Annotated in this window: 20 protein-coding genes; 5 read left to right on the top strand and 15 right to left on the bottom strand. The window is 69.6% G+C overall.

Features of this window, described 5'->3' with window-relative positions; translation table 11 throughout:
- Position 1: 1 nt before the first annotated feature.
- From KXR53_RS11130 to KXR53_RS11120, 3 genes are read right to left on the bottom strand one after another with little or no spacing between them, the layout of a single operon-like run.
- Positions 2–754 (bottom strand): RibD family protein, encoded by a 753-nt coding sequence (locus KXR53_RS11130; protein ID WP_437375204.1) that lies wholly within the window; start codon positions 752–754, stop codon positions 2–4.
- Entirely contained in the window at positions 754–1,500 is a 747-nt protein-coding gene (locus tag KXR53_RS11125) for an FkbM family methyltransferase (RefSeq protein WP_437375203.1), read from the bottom strand. The genes KXR53_RS11130 and KXR53_RS11125 overlap by 1 nt, the downstream gene beginning before the upstream one ends.
- Positions 1,497–2,237 (bottom strand): CDP-alcohol phosphatidyltransferase family protein, encoded by a 741-nt coding sequence (locus tag KXR53_RS11120; RefSeq protein ID WP_437375202.1) that lies wholly within the window; start codon positions 2,235–2,237, stop codon positions 1,497–1,499. The genes KXR53_RS11125 and KXR53_RS11120 overlap by 4 nt, the downstream gene beginning before the upstream one ends.
- A 137-nt stretch (positions 2,238–2,374) precedes the next feature.
- On the opposite strand from KXR53_RS11120, the gene KXR53_RS11115 reads away from it, so the two are divergent.
- The gene (locus tag KXR53_RS11115; RefSeq protein WP_437375201.1) at positions 2,375–3,364 is read left to right on the top strand and encodes a 2-hydroxyacid dehydrogenase; all 990 of its coding nucleotides are present in this window, start codon (positions 2,375–2,377) and stop codon (positions 3,362–3,364) included.
- 191 nt (positions 3,365–3,555) lie between these two features.
- On the opposite strand, the gene KXR53_RS11110 is transcribed toward KXR53_RS11115, so the two are convergent.
- From KXR53_RS11110 to KXR53_RS11090, 5 genes are all read right to left on the bottom strand, one after another.
- Complete coding sequence (locus KXR53_RS11110) at positions 3,556–4,410, bottom strand: DUF533 domain-containing protein (RefSeq protein ID WP_437375200.1); 855 nt, start codon at positions 4,408–4,410, stop codon at positions 3,556–3,558.
- Between the two features lie 96 nt (positions 4,411–4,506).
- The gene (locus KXR53_RS11105) at positions 4,507–5,667 is read right to left on the bottom strand and encodes a GNAT family N-acetyltransferase (protein WP_437375199.1); all 1,161 of its coding nucleotides are present in this window, start codon (positions 5,665–5,667) and stop codon (positions 4,507–4,509) included.
- A gap of 101 nt (positions 5,668–5,768) precedes the next feature.
- Positions 5,769–6,680, bottom strand: a complete 912-nt coding sequence (locus tag KXR53_RS11100) for a polysaccharide deacetylase family protein (protein WP_437375198.1) — start codon at positions 6,678–6,680, stop codon at positions 5,769–5,771.
- A gap of 8 nt (positions 6,681–6,688) precedes the next feature.
- Positions 6,689–7,333 (bottom strand): CoA transferase subunit B, encoded by a 645-nt coding sequence (locus KXR53_RS11095; RefSeq protein WP_437375197.1) that lies wholly within the window; start codon positions 7,331–7,333, stop codon positions 6,689–6,691.
- Between the two features lie 16 nt (positions 7,334–7,349).
- On the bottom strand, positions 7,350–8,054 hold the full coding sequence (locus KXR53_RS11090) for a CoA transferase subunit A (protein ID WP_437375196.1): 705 nt from the start codon (positions 8,052–8,054) through the stop codon (positions 7,350–7,352).
- A gap of 283 nt (positions 8,055–8,337) precedes the next feature.
- Between KXR53_RS11090 and KXR53_RS11085 the strand changes: the two genes are divergently transcribed.
- The 3 genes from KXR53_RS11085 to KXR53_RS11075 all read left to right on the top strand — a co-directional run bounded on the left by KXR53_RS11085 (position 8,338) and on the right by KXR53_RS11075 (position 11,473).
- A complete protein-coding gene (locus KXR53_RS11085; RefSeq protein WP_437375195.1) occupies positions 8,338–9,486 on the top strand; it encodes a TRAP transporter substrate-binding protein in 1,149 nt (382 codons plus the stop codon).
- Positions 9,487–9,557: 71 nt separating this feature from the next.
- The gene (locus tag KXR53_RS11080; RefSeq protein ID WP_437375194.1) at positions 9,558–10,148 is read left to right on the top strand and encodes a TRAP transporter small permease subunit; all 591 of its coding nucleotides are present in this window, start codon (positions 9,558–9,560) and stop codon (positions 10,146–10,148) included.
- Positions 10,145–11,473 carry a TRAP transporter large permease gene (locus KXR53_RS11075; RefSeq protein ID WP_437375193.1) on the top strand — a complete coding sequence of 443 codons (1,329 nt, stop codon included), beginning with the start codon at positions 10,145–10,147 and terminating at the stop codon, positions 11,471–11,473. The genes KXR53_RS11080 and KXR53_RS11075 overlap by 4 nt, the downstream gene beginning before the upstream one ends.
- 27 nt (positions 11,474–11,500) lie before the next feature.
- Here KXR53_RS11075 and KXR53_RS11070 read toward each other — a convergent pair whose 3' ends face one another.
- The 3 genes from KXR53_RS11070 to KXR53_RS11060 form a co-directional block, all read right to left on the bottom strand.
- Positions 11,501–13,387: a potassium transporter Kup gene (locus tag KXR53_RS11070; RefSeq protein ID WP_437375192.1), complete on the bottom strand. Its 1,887-nt coding sequence runs from the start codon at positions 13,385–13,387 to the stop codon at positions 11,501–11,503.
- A gap of 146 nt (positions 13,388–13,533) precedes the next feature.
- On the bottom strand, positions 13,534–14,289 hold the full coding sequence (locus tag KXR53_RS11065; protein ID WP_437375191.1) for a glucose 1-dehydrogenase: 756 nt from the start codon (positions 14,287–14,289) through the stop codon (positions 13,534–13,536).
- A gap of 222 nt (positions 14,290–14,511) precedes the next feature.
- The gene (locus tag KXR53_RS11060) at positions 14,512–15,957 is read right to left on the bottom strand and encodes an aldehyde dehydrogenase family protein (protein ID WP_437375190.1); all 1,446 of its coding nucleotides are present in this window, start codon (positions 15,955–15,957) and stop codon (positions 14,512–14,514) included.
- 108 nt (positions 15,958–16,065) lie between these two features.
- On the opposite strand from KXR53_RS11060, the gene KXR53_RS11055 reads away from it, so the two are divergent.
- The gene (locus KXR53_RS11055) at positions 16,066–17,508 is read left to right on the top strand and encodes a sigma-54-dependent transcriptional regulator (RefSeq protein WP_437375189.1); all 1,443 of its coding nucleotides are present in this window, start codon (positions 16,066–16,068) and stop codon (positions 17,506–17,508) included.
- 15 nt (positions 17,509–17,523) lie between these two features.
- Here the strand turns inward: KXR53_RS11055 and KXR53_RS11050 are convergent, their stop codons facing one another.
- The 4 genes from KXR53_RS11050 to KXR53_RS11035 all read right to left on the bottom strand — a co-directional run bounded on the left by KXR53_RS11050 (position 17,524) and on the right by KXR53_RS11035 (position 20,442).
- On the bottom strand, positions 17,524–18,732 hold the full coding sequence (locus KXR53_RS11050) for an MFS transporter (protein WP_437375188.1): 1,209 nt from the start codon (positions 18,730–18,732) through the stop codon (positions 17,524–17,526).
- Positions 18,733–18,841: 109 nt separating this feature from the next.
- Positions 18,842–19,261 carry a type II toxin-antitoxin system VapC family toxin gene (locus KXR53_RS11045; RefSeq protein WP_437375187.1) on the bottom strand — a complete coding sequence of 140 codons (420 nt, stop codon included), beginning with the start codon at positions 19,259–19,261 and terminating at the stop codon, positions 18,842–18,844.
- The gene (locus KXR53_RS11040) at positions 19,261–19,506 is read right to left on the bottom strand and encodes a type II toxin-antitoxin system VapB family antitoxin (protein WP_437375186.1); all 246 of its coding nucleotides are present in this window, start codon (positions 19,504–19,506) and stop codon (positions 19,261–19,263) included. The genes KXR53_RS11045 and KXR53_RS11040 overlap by 1 nt, the downstream gene beginning before the upstream one ends.
- Positions 19,507–19,587: 81 nt before the next feature.
- On the bottom strand, positions 19,588–20,442 hold the full coding sequence (locus tag KXR53_RS11035; RefSeq protein ID WP_437375185.1) for a helix-turn-helix domain-containing protein: 855 nt from the start codon (positions 20,440–20,442) through the stop codon (positions 19,588–19,590).
- Between the last annotated feature and the right edge of the window lie 50 nt (positions 20,443–20,492).

The raw sequence follows: 20,492 nt of genomic DNA, 5'->3' as shown, positions 1-20,492 counted from the left end.
GTCAGACCTGCTTCGCCGCCCCACGCAAATCGAAGTCGAACAGCACGTCGCCGCCCATGGCGTAGGTGCGGCAGGGTGGCCGCAGGGCCTGGTCGAGATGGGCGATCTCCGGCAGCTTCAGCCCGGGCTTGCCGGAGCCGATGATGATCGGCGCCACCGTCACGTGCAGCCGGTCCAGCGCCCCGGCGGCGAGGAAGCGGGAGACGGTGGTGCCGCCACCCTCGATCAGCACCCGGCGCAGCCCGCGCGCCGCCAGCGCCGCCAGCACCGCTGCAGGCGACAGGTCGTCGAGGCCGACGATCTCGGCCCCGCCGGCCGGCCGGTCGGCGCGGTCGGCGGCGCAGAGCAGCAGCGTCGGCGCGACGCCGTCGGTGAACAGGCCGCGGCGGCCGTCGAGCCGGCGGTCGGGGTCCAGCACCACCCGCACCGGGTTCGGCCCGTCGACCCGGCGCGTGGTCAGCCGCGGATCGTCATGGGCCACCGTGCCGGCGCCGACCAGCACGGCGTCGGCCAGCGCCCGCAGCCGGTGCAGATGGTCGAGGTTGCAGGGTCCGGTGACGTATTGCGATTGGCCGCAGCCGGTGGCGATGTGGCCGTCGATGCTCTGGCCGAGATGGGCCAGGGCGAAGCGGCCCTCGGCCTCGGCGAAGGGGCGCAGCAACTCGATCCAATCGCGCGCCGCGGCGTCGGCGGGCAGCGGCGCCTCCGGCCGGCCGGCGCGGCGGTCGAGCAGCCAGATCCAGGCGGTGTCCATCACGCCTCCGCCCGCGCATAGAGGTCGCCGGAGCGGTCCCCCGGCGATCGAGTCAACAACCAGGCCCGCATTTCGTGCCCGCTGCGCCAGTCCGGCCAGAGGAAGCGGCCGGTCTCGCCGACCGAAACCTGGAAGCGATAGCGGCCCAGCGTCTCGATCCGGTCGAGTGCGGCGAGGGCGGCCGGCAGCGCTGCCGGAACGTATTCGACCGACAGGCAGGGCAGGGGGCGGGACAGGCCGGCCAGGACCTCGGCCTCGAAGCCTTCGACGTCGATCTTGCAGAAGGCGGGGACGCCGAAGCGGCCGATCAGCGCATCCAGCGTCGTCACCGGCACCTCGACCCGCCGGTCCCAGCGGATCGCGGCGAAGCCGTTTGCCTTCGACACGGTCTCGATCCAGTCCTTCGACAGGCTGGCGACGGTCGGGGTGCGGCTGCTGAGATGCAGCACGGCGGTGCCGGGGGCGGCGCCGACCGCGCTCTCGACCAGGGTGATGCCAGGATGGCCGCGGAAGCTGCGGCGCAGCAGCCGGGCGAGATCGGGCTGCGGCTCCACTGCCACCACCCGGGCGCCGAGACCGGCCCAGCACAGGCTGCGGTTGCCGACATGGGCGCCGATGTCGAAGCACAGATCGTCGGGCCGGATCAGTGCCGAGAAGAAGCGGCGGAAGCGGGCGGACCGGCCGGGGATGCCGCGGTAGATGGCGAGAGATCGGGCGATGCCGGCGGCGCGGGCGAGGGGGATCATGCCGGCACGCGCCGTCGCCGCCACAGCCAGAGGATGTCGCGCCCGAAGGACCAGCACAGCAGCGCCAGCGCGCTCGCCGCCAGGATCGCGGCGACGGCAGGCGGCACCGGCGGCGCCAGGCAGGCGATCAGCGCCAGGATCTGGATCACGCAGACGATCTTGCGGGCGACGCTGTCCGGCACCGGCGCGCGCAGCCAGGGCCAGGCGGCGCCGGCCAGGACATAGAGGTAGCGCATCGCCCCGATCAGCAGCACCCAGGACCCGACCTTGCCCCATTGCCAGGCCAGCACCGACAGGACGAGGACGAAGAAGGCGTCGGCCTCCATGTCGAATCGGGCGCCGAAGCGGGAGGAAAGGCCGCTGCGCCGCGCCGCCCAGCCGTCGACGCCGTCCAGCGCCAGCGCCAGCGTGGCGAATCCGGCGATCAGCCACAGACAGTCCTCGTCCGGCGCGGCCGTGCCCATCAGCGCGGCCAGGAGGCAGATCAGCACGATGCGCGCCAGCGTCACCGTGTTCGCCGGGCCGAAACGGCGATGCGGGGCATGGGCGGCGAGGCCGGCCAGGATCAGCGTGGCGATGCCGCAGTACAGCAGCCCGGCCCGCGCCACGAAGAAGGCGCCGAGCGCGGGATCGGCGACGAGCGGCAGCGCGAGGGCGGCGAGCGCGATCGCCCCCGCCGCCAGCAGCCACCGCGCCTGCCGCTGCAGGGCGCCGCGAAGATCGGTCTCGTCGCGCATGATCCTCCCGCCGGTCGACGCCATCATCCTACGCGACTCTTCGGCCAAACCGTGACCCCGGTCACAGTCCGGCTCTGGACATTCGCGCGGCCGGCTTGCTCTATGGCGCAAACGGGGTTGCCGGGACTGGTTCAGCCATGGCCGAGAGAAAGCGTCCGCTCGTCATCGTCACCCGCAAGCTGCCGGATGTCATCGAGACCCGGATGATGGAGCTGTTCGAAACCCGGCTGAACCACGACGACGTGGCGATGGACCGGGAGCAGCTGGTCGCCGCGATGCGCGAGGCCGACGTTCTGGTGCCGACGGTGACCGACCGGATCGATGCCGACCTGCTGGCCCAGTCCGGTCCGCAGCTGAAGCTGATCGCCAGCTTCGGCACCGGCGTCGACCATATCGACCTTTCCGCCGCCAGGGCGCGCGGGCTGACCGTGACCAACACCCCCGGCGTCCTGACCGAGGACACGGCCGACATGACCATGGCCCTGATCCTGGCCGTAGCCCGCCGGCTGGCGGAGGGGGAGCGGCTGGTCCGCGCCGGCCAGTGGAGCGGCTGGAGCCCGACCGGCATGCTCGGCGCCCGGCTGGGCGGCAAGCGGCTCGGCATCATCGGCATGGGTCGGATCGGCCAGGCGGTGGCGCGCCGGGCCCGCGCCTTCGGCCTGTCGGTGCACTACCACAACCGCAACCGCGTGCATCCGGAGGTGGAGGCCGAGCTGGACGCCACCTACTGGCCCAGCCTGGACCAGATGCTGTCGCGGATGGACATCGTCTCGGTCAACTGCCCGCGCACGCCGGCGACCTACCACCTGCTCTCGCCGCGGCGGCTGAAGCTGATGCGCCGGGACGCGCTGATCGTGAACACCTCGCGCGGCGAGGTGATCGACGAGGACGCGCTGGCGCAGATGCTGAAGCAGGGCGAGCTGGGCGGCGCCGGGCTCGACGTGTTCGAACGCGAGCCGAACGTCAACCCGAAGCTGCTGAAGCTGCCCAACGTGGTGCTGCTGCCGCATATGGGCTCGGCCACCCTCGAAGGCCGCATCGACATGGGCCAGAAGGTGATCGTCAACATCCGCAGCTTCGTCGACGGCCATGTGCCGCCCGACCGGGTGCTGGAGACGGAGTTCTGAGGAGCCTGCCCCCTTGCCCTACGCATTGGAGAGGCCGGTGCCACCCCCTCACCCGAAATCGCTGACGCGATTTCGACCTCTCCCCGAGGAGAGGTGAACAAGCCCCTCTCCTCGGGGAGAGGGAGGGGCCCATTCGCGACAGCGAATGGGAGGGTGAGGGGGCTCGTGCCGCGGGAAGAGCAGGAAGCGGCTCAGCCCTGCCTCACCGTCTGGTGCAGCGACGCGATGGTCTGGGCGTCCAGCCTCAGCGCCAGAGCGAGCTGCTTCAGGAAGCGGCTCTCCTCCGGCGAATCCATGGTCACGGTCAGCAGCGCCGCGGTATAGACCTGCGCCGCCTCCTGCGGGCCGCGGACCCCGGCCGCCAGCTCTTCCGGCGTCGCGGGGTTGCTCAGCTCCCGCTCCAGGAATTCGCGCTCTTCCGTGTCGCCCTCGCCGAGATGGCCCTGGATCGCCGTGGCCTCGGCCTCGTCGATCGTGCCGTCGGCCGCCGCGGCGGCGATCATGGTGCGGATGAGCCGGTGCGCGGTGTCCTGCCCGACGAGATGTGCTGCCGCCGGCGTTCCGCCGCCGACCGAATCGGCCATGTCGAGGAAACCACCGCCGCCGGCCCCGGAGGACGGGGTGGTGGGCATGATGGCCGGCGTATCATCGACACTGGGCGACGGCGCCGCGGCGGCACCCCCGCCGCGATTCTGCAACGCCTGCATGGCGATCGCGGCGATGATCGCCATCAGCCCGCCGCCGAGACCGCCGCCCAAGCCGCCGCTCCGGCCCTGACCGCCGCCGAGCCCGCTGAGGATGCTGCCGAGGCCGCCAAGCCCACCGCCGCCGGGCGCAGCCGCGCGGCCACCACCCAGGCCTTCCAGCAATCCGCCGAGGCCGCCAAGGCCACCGCCCGATCCGCCGGCCGGCATGCCGCCCGCGCCGCCGCCCAGCACCTGGCTGAGGATGCCGCCGAGATCGAGGCCGCCGGCCCCGCCGCCGCCCGCAGCGCGGCCCATGCCGCCCTGCGCCAACGCACCCAAGAGCTTGTCGAGATCCATCATCTCTCTCTCCCTCGGTTCGCGCGACGGCTCTCGCCTGCCGGCCGTCGCGCCGTGATGCCGGCCGCGGGATGCGGCTGCGAGAGGCCGAACAGCCTCTCAGCAATCTTGCCGGAAGGGGAGGTGCTCGGCGAGATCTTCGATGCCGGCCTCGACCGCCCGCCTCTCGCGCGCCAGGAAATCGTCGACGGCGCGGCGGAAGCCGGGGTCGCGGATCCAATGGGCGCTGTAGGTGCGCACCGGGCGATAGCCGCGCATCACCTTGTGCTCGCCCTGGGCCCCGGCCTCGACGCGCTTCAGGCCGCGGGCGATGGCGAAGTCGATCGCCTGGTAGTAGCAGGCCTCGAAATGCAGGAAGGGGTGGTCGCGGCCGTCGCAGCCCCAGTTGCGGCCGTAGAGGGTGTCGCTGCCGATCAGGTTCAGGGCGCCGGCGATCCAGCGGCCGTCCTTCTCCGCCATCACCAGGGCGATGCGGTCGGCCATGGTCTCGCCGATCCGGGCGAAGAACTCCCGGGTCAGATACGGGTCGCCCCATTTCCGGTCGCTGGTGTTGCGGTAGAAGCGGAAGAAGGCGTCCCAGTGCTGCGGCTTCAGCTCGTCGCCTGTCAGCGCGGTCAGGCGGATGCCGCCTTCGACCGCGCGCTGCCGCTCCTTGCGGATGTCCTTGCGCCGGCGGCTGTTCAGGGTGGCCAGGAAATCGTCGAAGCTGCCGTAGCCTTCGTTGTTCCAGTGGTACTGCTCGCCGATCCGCTGCAGCCAGCCGGCTTCGCCGAAGCGCGACCAGTCGGCCTTGGTCGGGAAGGTGACGTGCAGCGACGACACCTTGTGCGCCAGCGCCGCCTGCTCGAGGCCGCGGATCAGCAGCTCGGCGGTCATCACCGGCGCGCCGGGGCGGACCAGGAGGCGCGGTCCGGTGACCGGGGTGAAGGGCACGGCCGACTGCAGCTTCGGATAGTAGCGGCCGCCCGCCTGCTCATAGGCCCGGGCCCAGCTGTGGTCGAAGACGTATTCGCCGTAGGAATGGCCCTTGAGGTAGAGCGGCACCGCGCCGAGCAGCCGTCCGTCCGGCTCCTCCAGCACCAGATGCTGCGGCAGCCAGCCGGTCTCGGCGGTGGCCGAGCCGCTCTCCTCCAGCGCCGAGAGGAAGGCGTGGGAGAGGAACGGATTGTCCGGCCCGGCGCAGGCGTCCCAGGCGGCGGCGTCGATGGTCGAGATATCGGAGACCAGCTTGAGGCTCGCCTCAGGGATGCCGTCGGGCATGGGTCCGCTCTCTCGCATGTGCGAAAGCTCTAATCTGGCCTCGGCGCCGGGCAGGGGCAAGCGCCGGGGGCCGATCCCCACGCGACAATCGGGCGCGTCCTTCAGCCCGGCACGATCCCGGGCGGCAGGGCGGCGGCGTGGGCGGCGATGGCGCCGGCGGTGGTGATCCAAACGTCGTTACGCCGGGCGGCGATATGGGCCAGGGCGCGGCGCAGCTCGCGCAGCCGGTAGGGCTGGCCGACGATGTAGGGGTGCAGCGCCACGCCCATCACCAGCGCCTGGCCGTGCGCCTGCTGCTCCAGCATCTCGTCGAACTGGCCGATCACCATGTCGGCGAAGGTATCGGCGTTCATCTTCCGCGCCACGATCGCCGGAATGTCGTTCAGCTCCTGCGGGTACGGCACCGACAGGATGCGGCCGCCGCGGGTGCGCATCCAGACCGGCTGGTCGTCATGGCACCAGTCCAAGAGATATTCGTAGCCCGACTCCTGCAGCAGCTCGGGTGTGTAATGACTCTGCGAGATCCACGGCCCGAGCCAGCCCTTCGGCGGCGCCCCGGCGTGGCGGGCGATGGTCTCGGTGGCACGGCGGATCAGCGCCGCCTCCTCCGCCTCTGGCAAGGTGCCCTGGCGTTCGGAATTGGTGCAGCCATGGCCGACGATCTCGTCGCCGCGGGACTGGAACGCCGCCGGCAGCTCCGGGCAGTAATCGTAGATCGCGGCGTTGACGATCACGGAGCAGGGCAGGGCCAGGCGGTCGAACAGCTCCAGCAGGCGCCAGGCGCCGACCCGGTTGCCGTAGTCGCGCCAGGCATAGTTCAGAACGTCCGGCTGCGGTCCGCCCGGCGCCAGCTCGGCGCCCAGACCCTCGCCGAAGGCGAAATGCTCGAGGTTGAGGCCGAGATAGACGGCGAGGCGCGTCCCGTTCGGCCAGGCATAGCCCGGCCGACGGATGATCGCGCTGTAGCCGTAGCGGCCGTGATCCGCCAGCGGTCCCGAGGGGATCACGGCCATCGGCGGGATCAGGCGAGGCCGGGCCCGAGCGCGAAGGGCGCCTCGGTCTTGGTCCGAATCTCGTCGGCGGTGACGCCGTCGGCGACCTCGATCAAGGTCAGGCCCTGCGGCCCGATCTCGAACACGCCGAGCTCGGTGATCACGAGGTCGACCACGGCCTTGCCGGTCAGCGGCAGGTCGCAGGCGTTCAAGAGCTTCGGCGCGCCGTCCTTGGCGTTGTGCTCCATGATCACGACGACGCGCTTGACGCCGGCGACCAGATCCATCGCCCCGCCCATCCCCTTGACCATTTTGCCGGGGATCATCCAGTTGGCGAGGTCGCCCTCCTTCGACACCTGCATGGCGCCGAGGATCGACAGGTCGATATGGCCGCCGCGGATCATGGCAAAGCTGTCCGCCGAGCTGAAATAGCTCGACTGCGGCAGCTCGGTGATCGTCTGCTTGCCGGCGTTGATCAGGTCCGGGTCCTCCTCCCCCTCATAGGGGAAGGGGCCCATGCCCAGCATGCCGTTCTCGCTCTGCAGCGTCACGGTGATGCCGGGGGGGATATAGTTCGCCACCAGCGTCGGGATGCCGATGCCGAGATTGACGTAGAAGCCGTCCTTCAGCTCGCGGGCGGCGCGGGCGGCCATCTGCTCGCGGGTCCAGGGCATGGTGCTCTCCCTCTCCTCAGGCGGCGCGCGGCCGGGTGGTGCGCTGCTCGATGCGCTTCTCGTAGCCCTTGCCCTCGAGGATGCGCTTCACATAGATGCCGGGGGTGTGGACGAAGTTCGGGTCCAGCCCGCCGATCTCCACCAGCTCCTCGACCTCGGCCACGGTGACCTTGGCGGCGGTCGCCATCATCGGGTTGAAGTTCCGCGCCGTCTTCCGATAGATCAGGTTGCCCTCGGTGTCGCCCTTCCAGGCCTTGACGATGGCGAGGTCGGCGAACAGCCCGCGCTCCATGACGTATTGCTCGCCGTCGAACTCCCGCACCTCCTTGCCCTCCGCGACGATGGTGCCGACGCCGGTCTTGGTGAAGAAGGCGGGGATGCCGGCGCCGCCGGCGCGGATGCGCTCGGCCAACGTGCCCTGCGGGTTGAACTCAAGCTCCAGCTGGCCGGACAGGTACTGCTGCGCGAACAGCTTGTTCTCGCCGACATAGGACGAGATCATCTTCCGGATCTGGCCGCGCTCAAGCAGCTTGCCGAGGCCGACGCCGTCGATGCCGCAATTGTTCGAGATCACCGTCAGCCCCTTGACGCCGCTCTCGGCGATGGCGTCGATCAGCTTCTCGGGGATGCCGCAGAGGCCGAAGCCGCCGGCCATGATCACCATCCCGTCGCGGAGCACGCCGGCCAGGGCCGCCGTCGCATCCGGATAGACCTTCTTCATCCCGTCCCTCCCATTGGGCATCAGCTGGGCGCCGAGGGACTAAAGCCGGGCGGCGGGCGGGTGTCAATCGAGGCCACGTCGCCGGCCGGCCGGTTTGCGGCGGGGGCCGGCGACGGATCCGGGACATCACCGAAAGTCGAAGCTGCGACGATGGTCCTGCCGGATGATTCTTATGATCATCTGTGAGAAAGTACGACTTTATTGCGCATCAAAGGCGCCCTCCGAAGTGCCTGCCGCGCATCGCAGTGCCGGGCATCGCCCGGCCCAGCAAGGGGAGGACTTCATGGCTGATCCCAAGACGGATTCCACGCCCGTTCGCACCGAAACCTCGCCGACGACGCGTCGCAACCTGCTGCGGACGGCAGTCGTCGCCGGCGCCGCAGCCGGCGCGGCGACCCTCGCCACGCCGCATGTCGCCCGCGCCCAGGGGCGCGTGCTGAAGTTCCAGAGCACCTGGCCGAGCCAGGACATCTTCAACGAGTTCGCACAGGACTACGTCACCCGCGTCAACGAGATGGCGCTGGGCCGCCTGACGCTCGAGCTCCTGCCCGCCGGGGCGGTGGTCAAGGCGTTCGAGCTGCAGGACGCCGTCAACGACGGCATCCTCGACGGCGGCCACGGCGTCTGCGCCTACTGGTACGGCAAGCACAAGGCGTTCTCGCTGTTCGGCACGCCGCCGGCCTTCGGCTGGACCGCCAACCAGATGCTCGGCTGGATCAAATACGGCGGCGGCCAGGCGCTGTATGACGAGTTGGTCGGCAGCGTCCTCGGCCTCAACCTGGTCGGCTTCCTGACCGGTCCGATGCCGACCCAGCCCCTGGGCTGGTTCCGCCGGGACGTCGCCGACGCGGACGACCTCAAGGGGCTGAAATTCCGCACCGTCGGCCTCGCCGCCGACCTGTTCAATGTCATGGGCACCGCCGTCACCATCCTGCCGGGCGGCGAGATCGTGCCGTCGATGCAGACCGGGGTGATCGACGCGGCCGAGTTCAACAACCCGTCCTCCGACCGCGTGCTCGGCTTCCCCGACGTCAGCAAGACCTACATGGTGCAGAGCTACCACCAGTCGGCGGAATGCTTCGAGGTGATCTTCAACAAGCAGATCTATGAGGAGCTGGAGCCGGATCTGAAGGCGATCCTGAAATACGCCGCCGAAGCGGCCTCGGCGGACATGTCCTGGAAGCAGCAGGACCGCTATTCGGCCGATCTCGCGGCGATGGAGGCGGCGGGGGTCAAGGTCGTGCCGACACCCGAGCCGATCCTGAAGGCCCAGCTCGAAGCCTGGGACAAGGTGATCGCCGAGCTGTCCAAGGAGCCCTTCTTCGCCAAAGTCATCCAGTCGCAGAAGGACTGGGCCAAGCGGGTGGTCGGGTTCTACAACCGCTTCGAGGTCGCGTCCAAGCCCGCCTACGACCATTTCTTCGGCGCCTGAGCGCCGGCCGCGCCGGGGCTTTCGCCCCGGCGTTTTCGTTCGGCCATCTGCAAGGGAGGCTCGGGCCGCCGATGCATCGTGTGCTCCTCGCCGTCGACCGGCTCAACGCCTGGATCGGGCGGATCGCCGCCTGGGCGATCCTCGCGCTGACGCTGGTGATCAGCTACGAGGTGTTCGCCCGCTACCTGTTCCGCAGCCCGACCACCTGGGCCTACGACGCCAGCTACATGCTGTACGGCACGCTGTTCATGCTCGGCGGCGCCTACACGCTGTCGCGCAATGGCCATGTGCGGGGCGACTTCCTGTACCGCACCTGGTCGCCGCGGCGACAGGCCTGGATGGACCTGATCCTCTATTTCCTGTTCTTCTTCCCCGGCATCGCCGCGCTGATCTGGGCCGGCTATCTCGAAGCGTCGCGGTCCTGGGCGATCGGCGAGCGCTCGAACAGCCCCGGCGCGCCGATCCTCTACCCGTTCAAGACGCTGATCCCGATCGTCGGCTGCCTGATGCTGCTGCAGGGCGCGGTCGAGGTGATCCGCTGCCTCGACTGCATCCGCACCGGCCGCTGGCCGCAGCGGCTGAAGGATGTCGAGGAGCTGGAGCAGCAGATCCTGAAGCAGGCCGCCGCCGCGCGCGGCGAGGGGGAGGGGAACGGGCGATGAGCAATCCGGAAGTCGGCATCCTGATGCTCGGCGCCTTCATCTTCGTGATCATGCTCGGCTTCCCGATCGCCTTCTCGCTGATGGCGATGGGGGTCGGCTTCGCCTTCTACTATTTCGGTTTCCGCGATGCGCCGGTCTTCGCCCTGGTGGTCCGCAAGACCTTCGAGGTGATGACCAACGAGACGCTGATCCCCGTGCCGCTGTTCCTGTTCATGGGCTATGTGGTGGAACGGGCGAACATCCTCGACCGATTGTTCCACAGCATCCAGATCGCGGCGCGCAACGTGCCCGGCGCGCTCGCCGTCGCCACCCTCGCCACCTGCGCCCTGTTCGCGACCGCGACCGGCATCGTCGGCGCCGTCGTCACCCTGATGGGCCTCCTGGCCTTCCCGGCGATGCTCAAGGCCGGCTACGACGTCAAGCTGTCCTCCGGCGTGGTCTGCGCCGGCGGCTGCCTCGGCATCCTGATCCCGCCCTCGATCATGCTGATCCTGTACGGCGCCACCGCCGGGGTGTCGCCGGTGCAGCTCTATGCCGGGGCGTTCTTCCCCGGCTTCATGCTGGCCGCGCTCTACGTCGCCTATGTGGTCGTCCGTGCCTGGCTGAACCCCGCCCTGGCGCCGGCCCTGCCGCGCGAGATCACGGAGGTGCCTTTCATCCAGGTGGTGCGCGAGCTGCTGACCTCCTTCTTCCCGCTGGCGACGCTGGTGACGGCGGTGCTCGGCGCCATCGTCTTCGGCCTCGCCACGCCGTCGGAGGCGGCGGCGATCGGGGCGCTCGGCGCCCTGGTCCTCGCCGTCGCCTACCGCAGCTTCAGCACGGCGAAGCTGACCGAGGCGGTGCATCTGACGATCCGGGCGACGGCCATGGTCTGCTGGCTGTTCGTCGGCTCGGCCATCTTCTCCTCGGTCTTCGGGCTGCTCGGCGGCCAGCAGGTGATCAAGGACGTGGTGCTGGCGCTCGACCTCAGCCCGGTGCAGTTCATGATCCTGACCCAGGTGATCATCTTCCTGCTCGGCTGGCCGCTGGAATGGACCGAGATCATCGTGATCTTCGTGCCGATTTTCCTGCCGCTGCTGCACCATTTCGGCATCGACCCGCTGTTCTGGGGGCTGCTGGTGGCCCTGAACATTCAGACCTCGTTCCTGTCGCCGCCGGTGGCGATGGCGCCCTTCTACCTCAAGGGCGTGGCGCCGCCGGGGGTCGCGATCAACCAGATCTTCTCCGGCGTGATGCCGTTCCTCGGCCTGGTGCTGGTGGCGATGGTGCTGCTCTATGTCTTTCCGGAGATCGGCCTGTGGCTGCCAACTTATCTTTATCGCTGAGGGGCTGAGGCGGCGAAAGGCGCAGCCTCAGATCTCCAGATGCGAGCCCAGCTCGACCGCGCGGTTGGCCGGGATGCGGAAGAACTCGGTGGCGCTCAGCGCGTTGTTCGACATCAGGATGAACAGCCATTCCTGCCAGGGCGGCAGCTCCGGCCGCGGCGACGGCACGAAATACTCCCGGCTCATGAAGAAGGAGGTGTCGGCCATGTTGAAGCCCAGCCCCTTGCTGCCGCAGGCGGCGAGGGCGCGCGGGATGTCCGGCTGCTGCTGGAAGCCGTAGCGCACGATCACGGTGTAGAAGCCGTCGCCGAGATCCTTGATCTCGATGCGCTGCTCGTCATCGACCCGCGGCTCGTCCGTGGTCTCGACCTTCAGCAGCACCACGCGCTCGTGGATGATCTTGTTGTGCTTCAGGTTGTGCAGCAGGGCGAAGGGCACGACGCCGACATTGCCGGTCATGAAGATGCCGGTGCCGGGCACGCGATGCGCCCGCTTGTACATCTTGCCTTCGACGAAGGTCGCCAGCGGGATGGCGTCGCGGTAGCGGCGGCGGTACAGGATCTCGCGGCCCTTGCGCCAGACCCACATCAGCGTCGTCAGCACCACGGCCAGCACCAGCGGGAACCAGCCGCCGTGCAGGATCTTGATCGTGTTGGCGCCGAAGAAGGCGAGGTCGATGAACAGGAACAGCGCGAACAGCGGCAGCGCCGTCCAGCGGCTCCAGCCCCAGCGGTGGCGGGCGACGAGATAGGCCAGCACGCTGGTCACAGCCATGGTGCCGGTCACGGCGATGCCGTAGGCGCCGGCCAGGGCGCTGGACGAGCCGAAGCCGACCACCAGGATGACGACCATGGCGTAGAGCGACCAATTGACGCGGGAGATGTAGATCTGGCCCTTCTCCTCGGCCGAGGTGTGGCGGATCTGCAGCCGCGGCATGTAGCCCAGCTGGGCCGCCTGCTGGCTGACCGAGAAGGCGCCGGAGATCACGGCCTGGGAGGCGATCACCGTGGCCATGGTGGCCAGGACCACCATCGGGTACAGGCCCCAGGACGGCGCCAGCAGGTAGAAGGGCGATTCGATCGCCGCGGGGTTCTGGATCAGCAGCGCCCCCTGGCCGAAATAGTTCAGCAGCAGGGCCGGCCAGACGAAGCTGAGCCAGGCGATGCGGATCGGGCCGCGGCCGAAATGGCCCATATCGGCGTAGAGCGCCTCGCCGCCGGTCACCGCCAGCACCACCGAGCCGAGCACGACGATCGCGGCCCAGGGATGGCTGGCGAACAGCTCGACCGCGTGGTTCGGCCAGATCGCCGCCAGCACGTCGGGACGGTTCACGATCTGGGCCGCGCCGAGCAGGCCGATGACCAGGAACCACAGGCACATGATCGGGCCGAAGGCCGAGCCGACCTTGGCCGTGCCGTGGGCCTGGACCATGAAGATCAGGGTCAGGATGATCAGCGTCAGCGGGATGATGTAGGGGTCGAACAGCGGTGTCGCGATGCCCAAACCCTCGACGGCGCTGAGCACCGAGATCGCCGGGGTGATGACACCGTCGCCGTAGAACAGCGCGGCGCCGATGATGCCCATCAGGACGATGAAGTGTCCCCATTTCGCCCCCCGGCGCGACCGGAAGGCCAGGGCCGTCAGGGCCAGGACGCCGCCCTCGCCGCGGTTGTCGGCGCGCATCACGAAGGAGACGTATTTGACCGTGATGATCAGCGTCGTCGCCCAGAAGATCAGCGACAGCACGCCCAGCACCGCACCCTCGGAGACGCCGGGGGCGCCCGGATGGGTGAAGCATTCGCGGATGGTGTAGAGCGGGCTGGTGCCGATGTCCCCGTACACGACGCCGATGACGCCGAGCAGCTTGGGGGCGAGCGATTGGCCGTCGCGCGAGGCGGTTGCGATGGTCGTCATCGCGCCTTCCTAGTCGGATGGCGTGCCGTCGACAACCCGCCCGTTGCTGGCATGCCCATCGCCCCTTCGCTGCCTCGAGCGCCGAGGGTGCGGGGATCGTGGCCGTGAGGCAAGCCCCGGCTGCGATCCGCCTCGTTCAGCGGCTCCTAGATGCAGCGGCCGCCGTCGACCTCGAGCGCCACGCCGGTGATGAAGGCGGCCTCGTCCGATGACAGGTACAGCGCGGCGTTGGCGATGTCCTCGGGCGTGCTCATGCGGCCGAGCGGGATGGTGGCCAGGAACTGGGCCCGCCGCTCCGGCGTGTCGTCGCCAAGGAAGGTGGAGGTCAGGCCGGTCTGGCCCAGCACCGGGCACAGGCAGTTGACCCGGATCTGCTTCGGCGCCAGCTCGACCGCCATCGACTTGGTGGCGGTGATCACGGCGCCCTTGGAGGCGTTGTACCAGGTCAGGCCGGGCCGCGGCCGCAGGCCCGCGGTCGAGGCGATGTTGAGGATCGAGCCGCCCTTGGCCGAGAGATGCGGGGCGGCGTGTCGGACCGACAGGAAGATCGCCTTCACATTGACCGCGAAGATGCGGTCGAACTCGTCCTCGCTGACCTCGGCCATCGGCTTGTTGCGATGGGTGTAGCCGGCATTGTTGACGACGATGTCGAGCCCGCCGAAGGCCTCGACCGCGGTGGCGACGGCGACCGCGGTGTCGGCGTCGCGCGACACGTCGGTGCGGACGAAGCGGGCGGCGCCCGGCCGCTCCTGGTTCAGCGCCGCGGCCACCGCCTCGCCGGCCTCGGCCGACAGATCGGCGATCAGCACGCTGGCGCCTTCCCGCACGAAGCGCTCGGCGATGCCCTTGCCGAAGCCTGACGCCGCGCCGGTGACGATAGCCACCTTGCCTTCGAGCCGCATGCCCTGTCCCTCTTGCCTGTCCTGGTCGTGTGGTGGTCGTGTCGCGGGCGGGGGCGCCGCCCTGTGCCGGGCGCCCGGACCGCCGTCTGCTCCGGTGGTGTGCCGGACGTCGAATGGCCGGACTATAGGGGCAGGGCCGCGGCAGCGGGAGGCGAATGTCCGCCGAGGTGGTATGAGCCGGGCGCGGATCTTCGATCGCTGCGCCCGGCCCCGAGGCCATCGCTATCCGTGCCGGATGGCGATGGTCTTGGTCACGCTGAAATGGTCCAGCCCTTCCATCGCCTTCTCGCGGCCGAAGCCGGAGCGCTTCATGCCGCCGAAGGGCAGCTCGACGCCGCCGCCGGCGCCGTAGTTGTTGACGAAGACCTGGCCGGCCCGGACCCGGCGGGCGCAGCGCAGCTGCCGGGCGCCGTCGCGGGTCCAGACCCCGGCGACCAGGCCGAATTCGGTGCCGTTGGCCAGGCGGATCGCCTCCTCCTCGTCGCGGAAGCGCAGCACCGCCAGCACCGGGCCGAACACCTCCTCCTGCGCCAGCGGGTGGCCGGGCGGCACGTCGCCGATCAGGGTTGGCACCTGGTAGAAGCCGCCGGCCGGGGCGTTCGGGGAGAGGCGTCCCTCGGCCAGCACCGGCAGTCCGTCGGCCCGGGCGCGGTCGAGATGACCGCGCACCCGCTCCTGCTGCCGGGCGCTGATCAGCGGGCCGCAATCCGGGTCGCGGTCCCAGGGCCCGGTCTCGAGCGCCCGGAACCGGTCGCCCAGCGCGGCGAGGAACTCGTCGGCGATGCCGTCCTGCAGCAGCAGGCGGCTGCCGGCGGAGCAGGTCTGGCCGGCATTCTGCACGATCGCGGCGGTGACGAAGGGCAGGGCGGCCTCGGCATCGGCGTCATCGAAGACCAGCTGCGGCGACTTGCCCCCCAGCTCCATCGTCACCGGCCGGTTGAACTTTGCCGCCGCGGCCTGGATCGCGGCGCCGGTGGCGGGCGACCCGGTGAAGCTGATGTGGTCGATGCCGGGATGCGCGGCCAGAGCGGCGCCCGCCTCTGCGCCCAGGCCGGTGACGACGTTCAGCGCCCCCGGCGGCAGCCCGGCCTCCAGCGCCAGCTGGGCGATGCGCAGCGGCGTCAGGCAGGCATCCTCCGCCGGCTTAAGCACGCAGGCATTGCCGGCGGCCAGGGCGCCGCCGATGGTGCGGCCGAAGATCTGCGCCGGGTAGTTCCACGGGATGACGTGGCCGGTGACGCCGTAGGGCTCCTTCACCGTCAGCACGGTGTAGCCGTCGAGATAGGGGATGGTGGTGCCGTGGTGCTTGTCGCAGGCGCCGCCGTAGAATTCGAAATAGCGGGCGCAGGCGGTGATGTCGGCCTTGGCCTGCTTCACCGGCTTGCCGGCGTCGGCGGCCTCGAGCCGCCACAGCGTCTCGAAATCCGCCTCGATGGCGCGGCCGAGGCGGGTCAGGATGCGGCCGCGCTCGACCGCGGGCATCCGCCCCCAGGGTCCATCGTCGAAGGCCCGGCGCGCGGCCCGGACGGCGGCGTCGATCTCGGCCGCGCCGCCGCGGGCGAGGCTGTCGAATTCCGCCCCGGTCGACGGGTCGATCACCGGAACGGTGCGGCCATCCTCCGCGCCGTTCCAAATTCCATCGATCAGAATTGTTTTCGGACCTATCATGATGTTCTTTCTGTCTCCGGACCGTTCGTCGTGATGGGGCAGGCTCGGCACGTCGTTGCGTTTAAGACGAATTCTTCTTGCGGGCTATTGTTGAAGATGGATGCTTCCATGGGCCACGATATCGCCATGGCTCCCCTCGCTGAAACGCAGGCGGCCGATCCCGCGGCCGTGCTCCTGGTCGAGGACATGCCGGCGCTGGCGCGGCTCTACATCGAGACCCTGTCCAAGGCCGGCATTGCCGTCGATCATGCCGAAACCGGGGCCGATGCGCTCGCGGCGCTGGCGCTGGGGCACTATGCGACCGTGCTGCTCGACCTGAACCTGCCCGACATGAACGGCATGGAGATCCTGCAGCATATCCGGGAGCAGCAGATCCCGGTCGCGGCGATCGTGATCACAGCCCATGGCTCGGTCAACATCGCGGTCGAGGCGATGCGGCTCGGCGCCTTCGACTTCCTGGTCAAGCCCTTCCCCGGCGACCGGCTGACCGTGACCGTCCGCAACACGCTGGAGCGGATGCGGCTGCAGCGCGAGGTCGAAGCCTGGCGCGAGGATCTCGGCCGCGACCGCTACTACGGCTTCATCGGCCGGTCGCTGGCGATGCAGGCGGTGTATCGGATCATCGATTCGGCGGCGGTGTCGAAGGCCACCGTCTTCATCACCGGCGAGAGCGGCACGGGCAAGGAGCTGTGCGCCGAGGCGGTGCATCGCCGCAGCCCGCGGCGTGATGAGCCTTTCGTCGCGCTGAACTGCGGCGCCATCCCGCGCGACCTGATGGAATCGGAGATCTTCGGCCATGTGAAGGGCGCCTTCACCGGTGCAGTCGTCGACCGTGAGGGCGCCGCGGTCCGGGCCGATGGCGGCACCCTGTTCCTGGACGAGATCTGCGAGCTGCCGCCGGAGCTGCAGACCAAGCTGCTGCGCTTCCTGCAGACCGGGGTGGTTCAGCCGGTCGGCGGCAGCCGCGAGCGTAAGGTCGACCTGCGCATCGTCTGCGCCACCAACCGCGACCCGGCGGAGGAGGTGCGCCAGGGCCGGTTTCGCGAGGATCTGTACTACCGCCTGCTGGTGATCCCGATCACCCTGCCGCCGCTGCGCGAGCGCGAGGACGACGTGCTGCTGATCGCCCGGCAGTTCCTGCGCGACTACGCGGCGGAGGAGGGCAAGAGCTTCACCGATTTCGACCTGGAGGTGGCGGAGGATCTGCAGCGCTACGCCTGGCCCGGCAATGTCCGGCAGCTGCAGAACGTGATCCGCAACATCGTCGTGCTGCATGACGGGCCGCGGGTGACGCGGGCGATGCTGCCGCCGCCGGTCAGGACCCTGATCCCGGCGGCGCAGCCCAGCCGCCCGGCGGCCGAGCCGCCGCCGGCCGTCCCGAACGGCAAGGGGGCGTCGATCCGGCCACTGTGGATGATCGAGAAGGAGGCGATCGAGGACGCGATCGCCGCCTGCGACGGCCATGTGCCGCGGGCCGCGGCGCTGCTCGGCATCAGCGCCTCGACCATCTACCGCAAGCGGCTGAATTGGGAGGCCGAGGGGCGGGACTGAGGCCCTCGGCCGGGATCAAGCCCGGCGCGGCATCGGACGGCGGGCCAGCTCGGTCGTGTACAGCAGCAGCGCCAGGATGGGCAGGGCGAGACCCACCCAGCTGACCAGCGACCAGCCGCCCTGGCTGAAGGTGCCGCTGGCGATGGCGGAGCCGCCGGCGCCGCCGGCGAAGGCGCTGGCGACGTAGAGCCCGTTCATCCGGCCGCGCGCCTCCGGCGCCAGGGCATAGATGGCGCGCTGGCCCAGCACCATGTTGGCCTGCACCCCGAAATCCAGGAGGATTCCGGCGGCGGCCAGCAGCACCACCGACCCGGCCGCGCCGCCGGCCCAGGCCATGGCGAAGGCGACGGCGACCGAGGCCAGGGCACCGAAGGTGGCGGGCCGGGTCCAGCCGCGGTCGGCGATGCGGCCGGCCAGCGGCGCGGCCAGGGCGCCGGCGGCGCCGACCAGGGCGAAGACGCCGATGCCGGCCTGGCTGTAGCCGAAGCGCGGGCTGGCCAGCTCCAGCGGCACCGCGGTCCAGAACAGGCTGAAGCCGGCGAACAGCGCGGCCTGGTAGGCAGCGCGGCGCTGCAGCACCGGGGTATGGCGGAACAGCGTGGCCAGCGAGCGCAGCACCTGGCCGTAGCGCGGCCCCGGCGCCGGCCGGTATTGCGGCAGGCGCCAGCCCAGCACGGCCAGGAGCCCGGCCATCAGCAGGGCGGAGAGGACGAAGATGGCGCGCCAGCCCAGCAGCTCGGCCACCACGCTGGAGACGGGCCGGGCCAGCAGGATGCCGAGCAAGAGGCCGCTCATGATGTTGCCGACGACCCGGCCGCGGATCGCGTCGGGCGACATGTGGGCGGCCATCGGGATCAGGATCTGCGCCGCGACCGAGCTGAGGCCGATCAGCAGCGCCGCGAACAAGAAGATCCCGGCGTTCGGCGCCAGCGCCGCGATCGCCAGGGCGACGACGGTGCCCGACAGGGTCAGCACCACCAGCCGCCGGTTCTCGACCATGTCGGCCAGGGGCACCAGCAGGATCAGCCCGACGCCATAGCCGATCTGGGTCAGGGTGACGACCAGGCTGGCGGCGACGGTGCCCAGCCCGACCGAAGGCGCGATCAGCGCGATGAGCGGCTGGGCGTAGTACAGGTTGGCGACGATGGCGCCGCAGGCGACCGCCATCAGGAACATCAGCGCCGGCGTGATCGTCGGGACGGCAGGATGCGCGCGCTCGCCCATGGCGACGCCTTTCTGGCAACAGGATCGGTGAGAAGGATCAAATATAGGCGTCCGGCGCTGCTGCAGCGCACAAAAGTCCGACATGGCAGCGTTGAGAGATCGGCGCGGCTTAGGCGAGATCGGTATGGGCGAAGTCGTTGCCCTTGTAGAGCAGGGCCACGCCGAGCGCCTTGGCGCAGGCATAGGCAAAACAGTCGCCGAAGTTGAGATCGGCGGGATGCCCAACGGCTTTGCCGTAGGTCGCGCTTGCGTCGAGCGCCTGCCGTCCGATCTCAGGCGAAATCGCCACCTCTTCGGCGCCGAGATCCTCGACGAAGGCGTCTACAGCTCCTCGGGCCTGCCGCAGAAGGTCGGGCGACGGCTTTGCGTTCGCACCTGCCTTGAGGCGCGCAAGGGCGACAGCGGCCTCGAACCTGACCAACGGCGAAACGAAGAAGGGACCGTCGATGACGGCCAGTCGCTTTTCGATCTCCTCGTAACCCGGCTCCCGTCCCAGAATCGCGACGATGACGGAGGAGTCGACGAACATCAGGTGTCGCCCCACATCTCGTCGGTATAGGCTTTCATATCGAAGACGGGATTGCCCGGTCCCATCGCGTCAGCGAGGGCTTTGGAGCGTGCCAGGCGCTCTCTTAACGGCAGGGTACGGCGAGCCATGGCGAGCTGGGCTTGCAGAGCCTGGCGAACCGCTTCGGTCTTGGTTTTTGCCTTGGTGATCCTGCGGACTTCCTCCGCGAGGGCATCGACCTCGGCATCGCGGATGAACAAAGCCATCGAGATATCTCCTTTGCGCTATCTATATAGCATTCAGAAGATATACACGCCAGTTGGGCCGAGCTAACAAGCGGCTTTGCGCTAACCCAGCCGTGCCCGCAGCCGGCGCAGCAGCTTGGGCACATCGGGCGGCTGGACGATGGCGCCGCGGATCAGGCTGTCGAAATGCTCCGACAGGGCGCGGATGTGCTCGGTCGAGTTGAACAGGAAGTACATGCCGCCGAGATAGAGCACGGCCCGGAGCGGCCCGAACACCGTCACCGGCACCGAATAATGCTGCCTTCCGTCGTAGAAGAACCAGCGGAAGGTCGGGTACAGCTCCTCCACCAGCGCGATCATGTGGTCGAGCTGGCGGGCGCGGACTGAGGCGTCGAGGTCGTGCCAGATGCCCTCGCCGCGGGCGAAGCCCTCGATCGCCTGGATCGAGTTGCAGACCTCCATGTCGGTCTCCGGCCGGCGCTGATAGGCCAGGCGCGCGGCCGCGGTCTCGATCCGCTGCTCCGGCCGCGTGCCGGCGAAATGCTCCAGCTCGTGCCGGATCACGTCGCGATTCTTGAGGATGTCGGGCAGGGTGGTCGGGACGTGGCGGATCTTGTAGCCGATCGCCTCGCGGTGCCAGGCGATCAGCCGCGCATCATCGGTCCATTGCGCGTCGCGCTCGATCGCCATTCGCTCCGGCAGGATGTCGGCGGAAAGCGGGCCGCGCTGGCTCAGGCCCAGCAGCCAATCGATGCTGACCTGGCGGGAGGCCGCGATCGCCGCCAGGGTCTCGGCCCGCGGCAGCCGGTCGTTCGCCGGCGACAGGATCTGCGACAGGGTCGACCGGTCCATCCCGGCCGAGGCGGCGAAGGCGCTGCGGCTCTGGCCGGAAGCGGCGATGATCTCCTCCAGCCGGCTGCGGAAGGTCTCGATCATCTCATGCCGGGACTGCGTCATCGCTGGTCTTCCAAAACAGATCGTTCGAACTCGCGTCAGTTCGTTTGAAA

The sequence above is a fragment of the Inquilinus limosus genome, assembly GCF_051487185.1.
GTDB lineage: Bacteria > Pseudomonadota > Alphaproteobacteria > DSM-16000 > Inquilinaceae > Inquilinus > Inquilinus limosus_F.
Note: the sequence above shows the minus strand (reverse complement) of the source record. Positions and strands in the feature narration are given on the sequence as shown.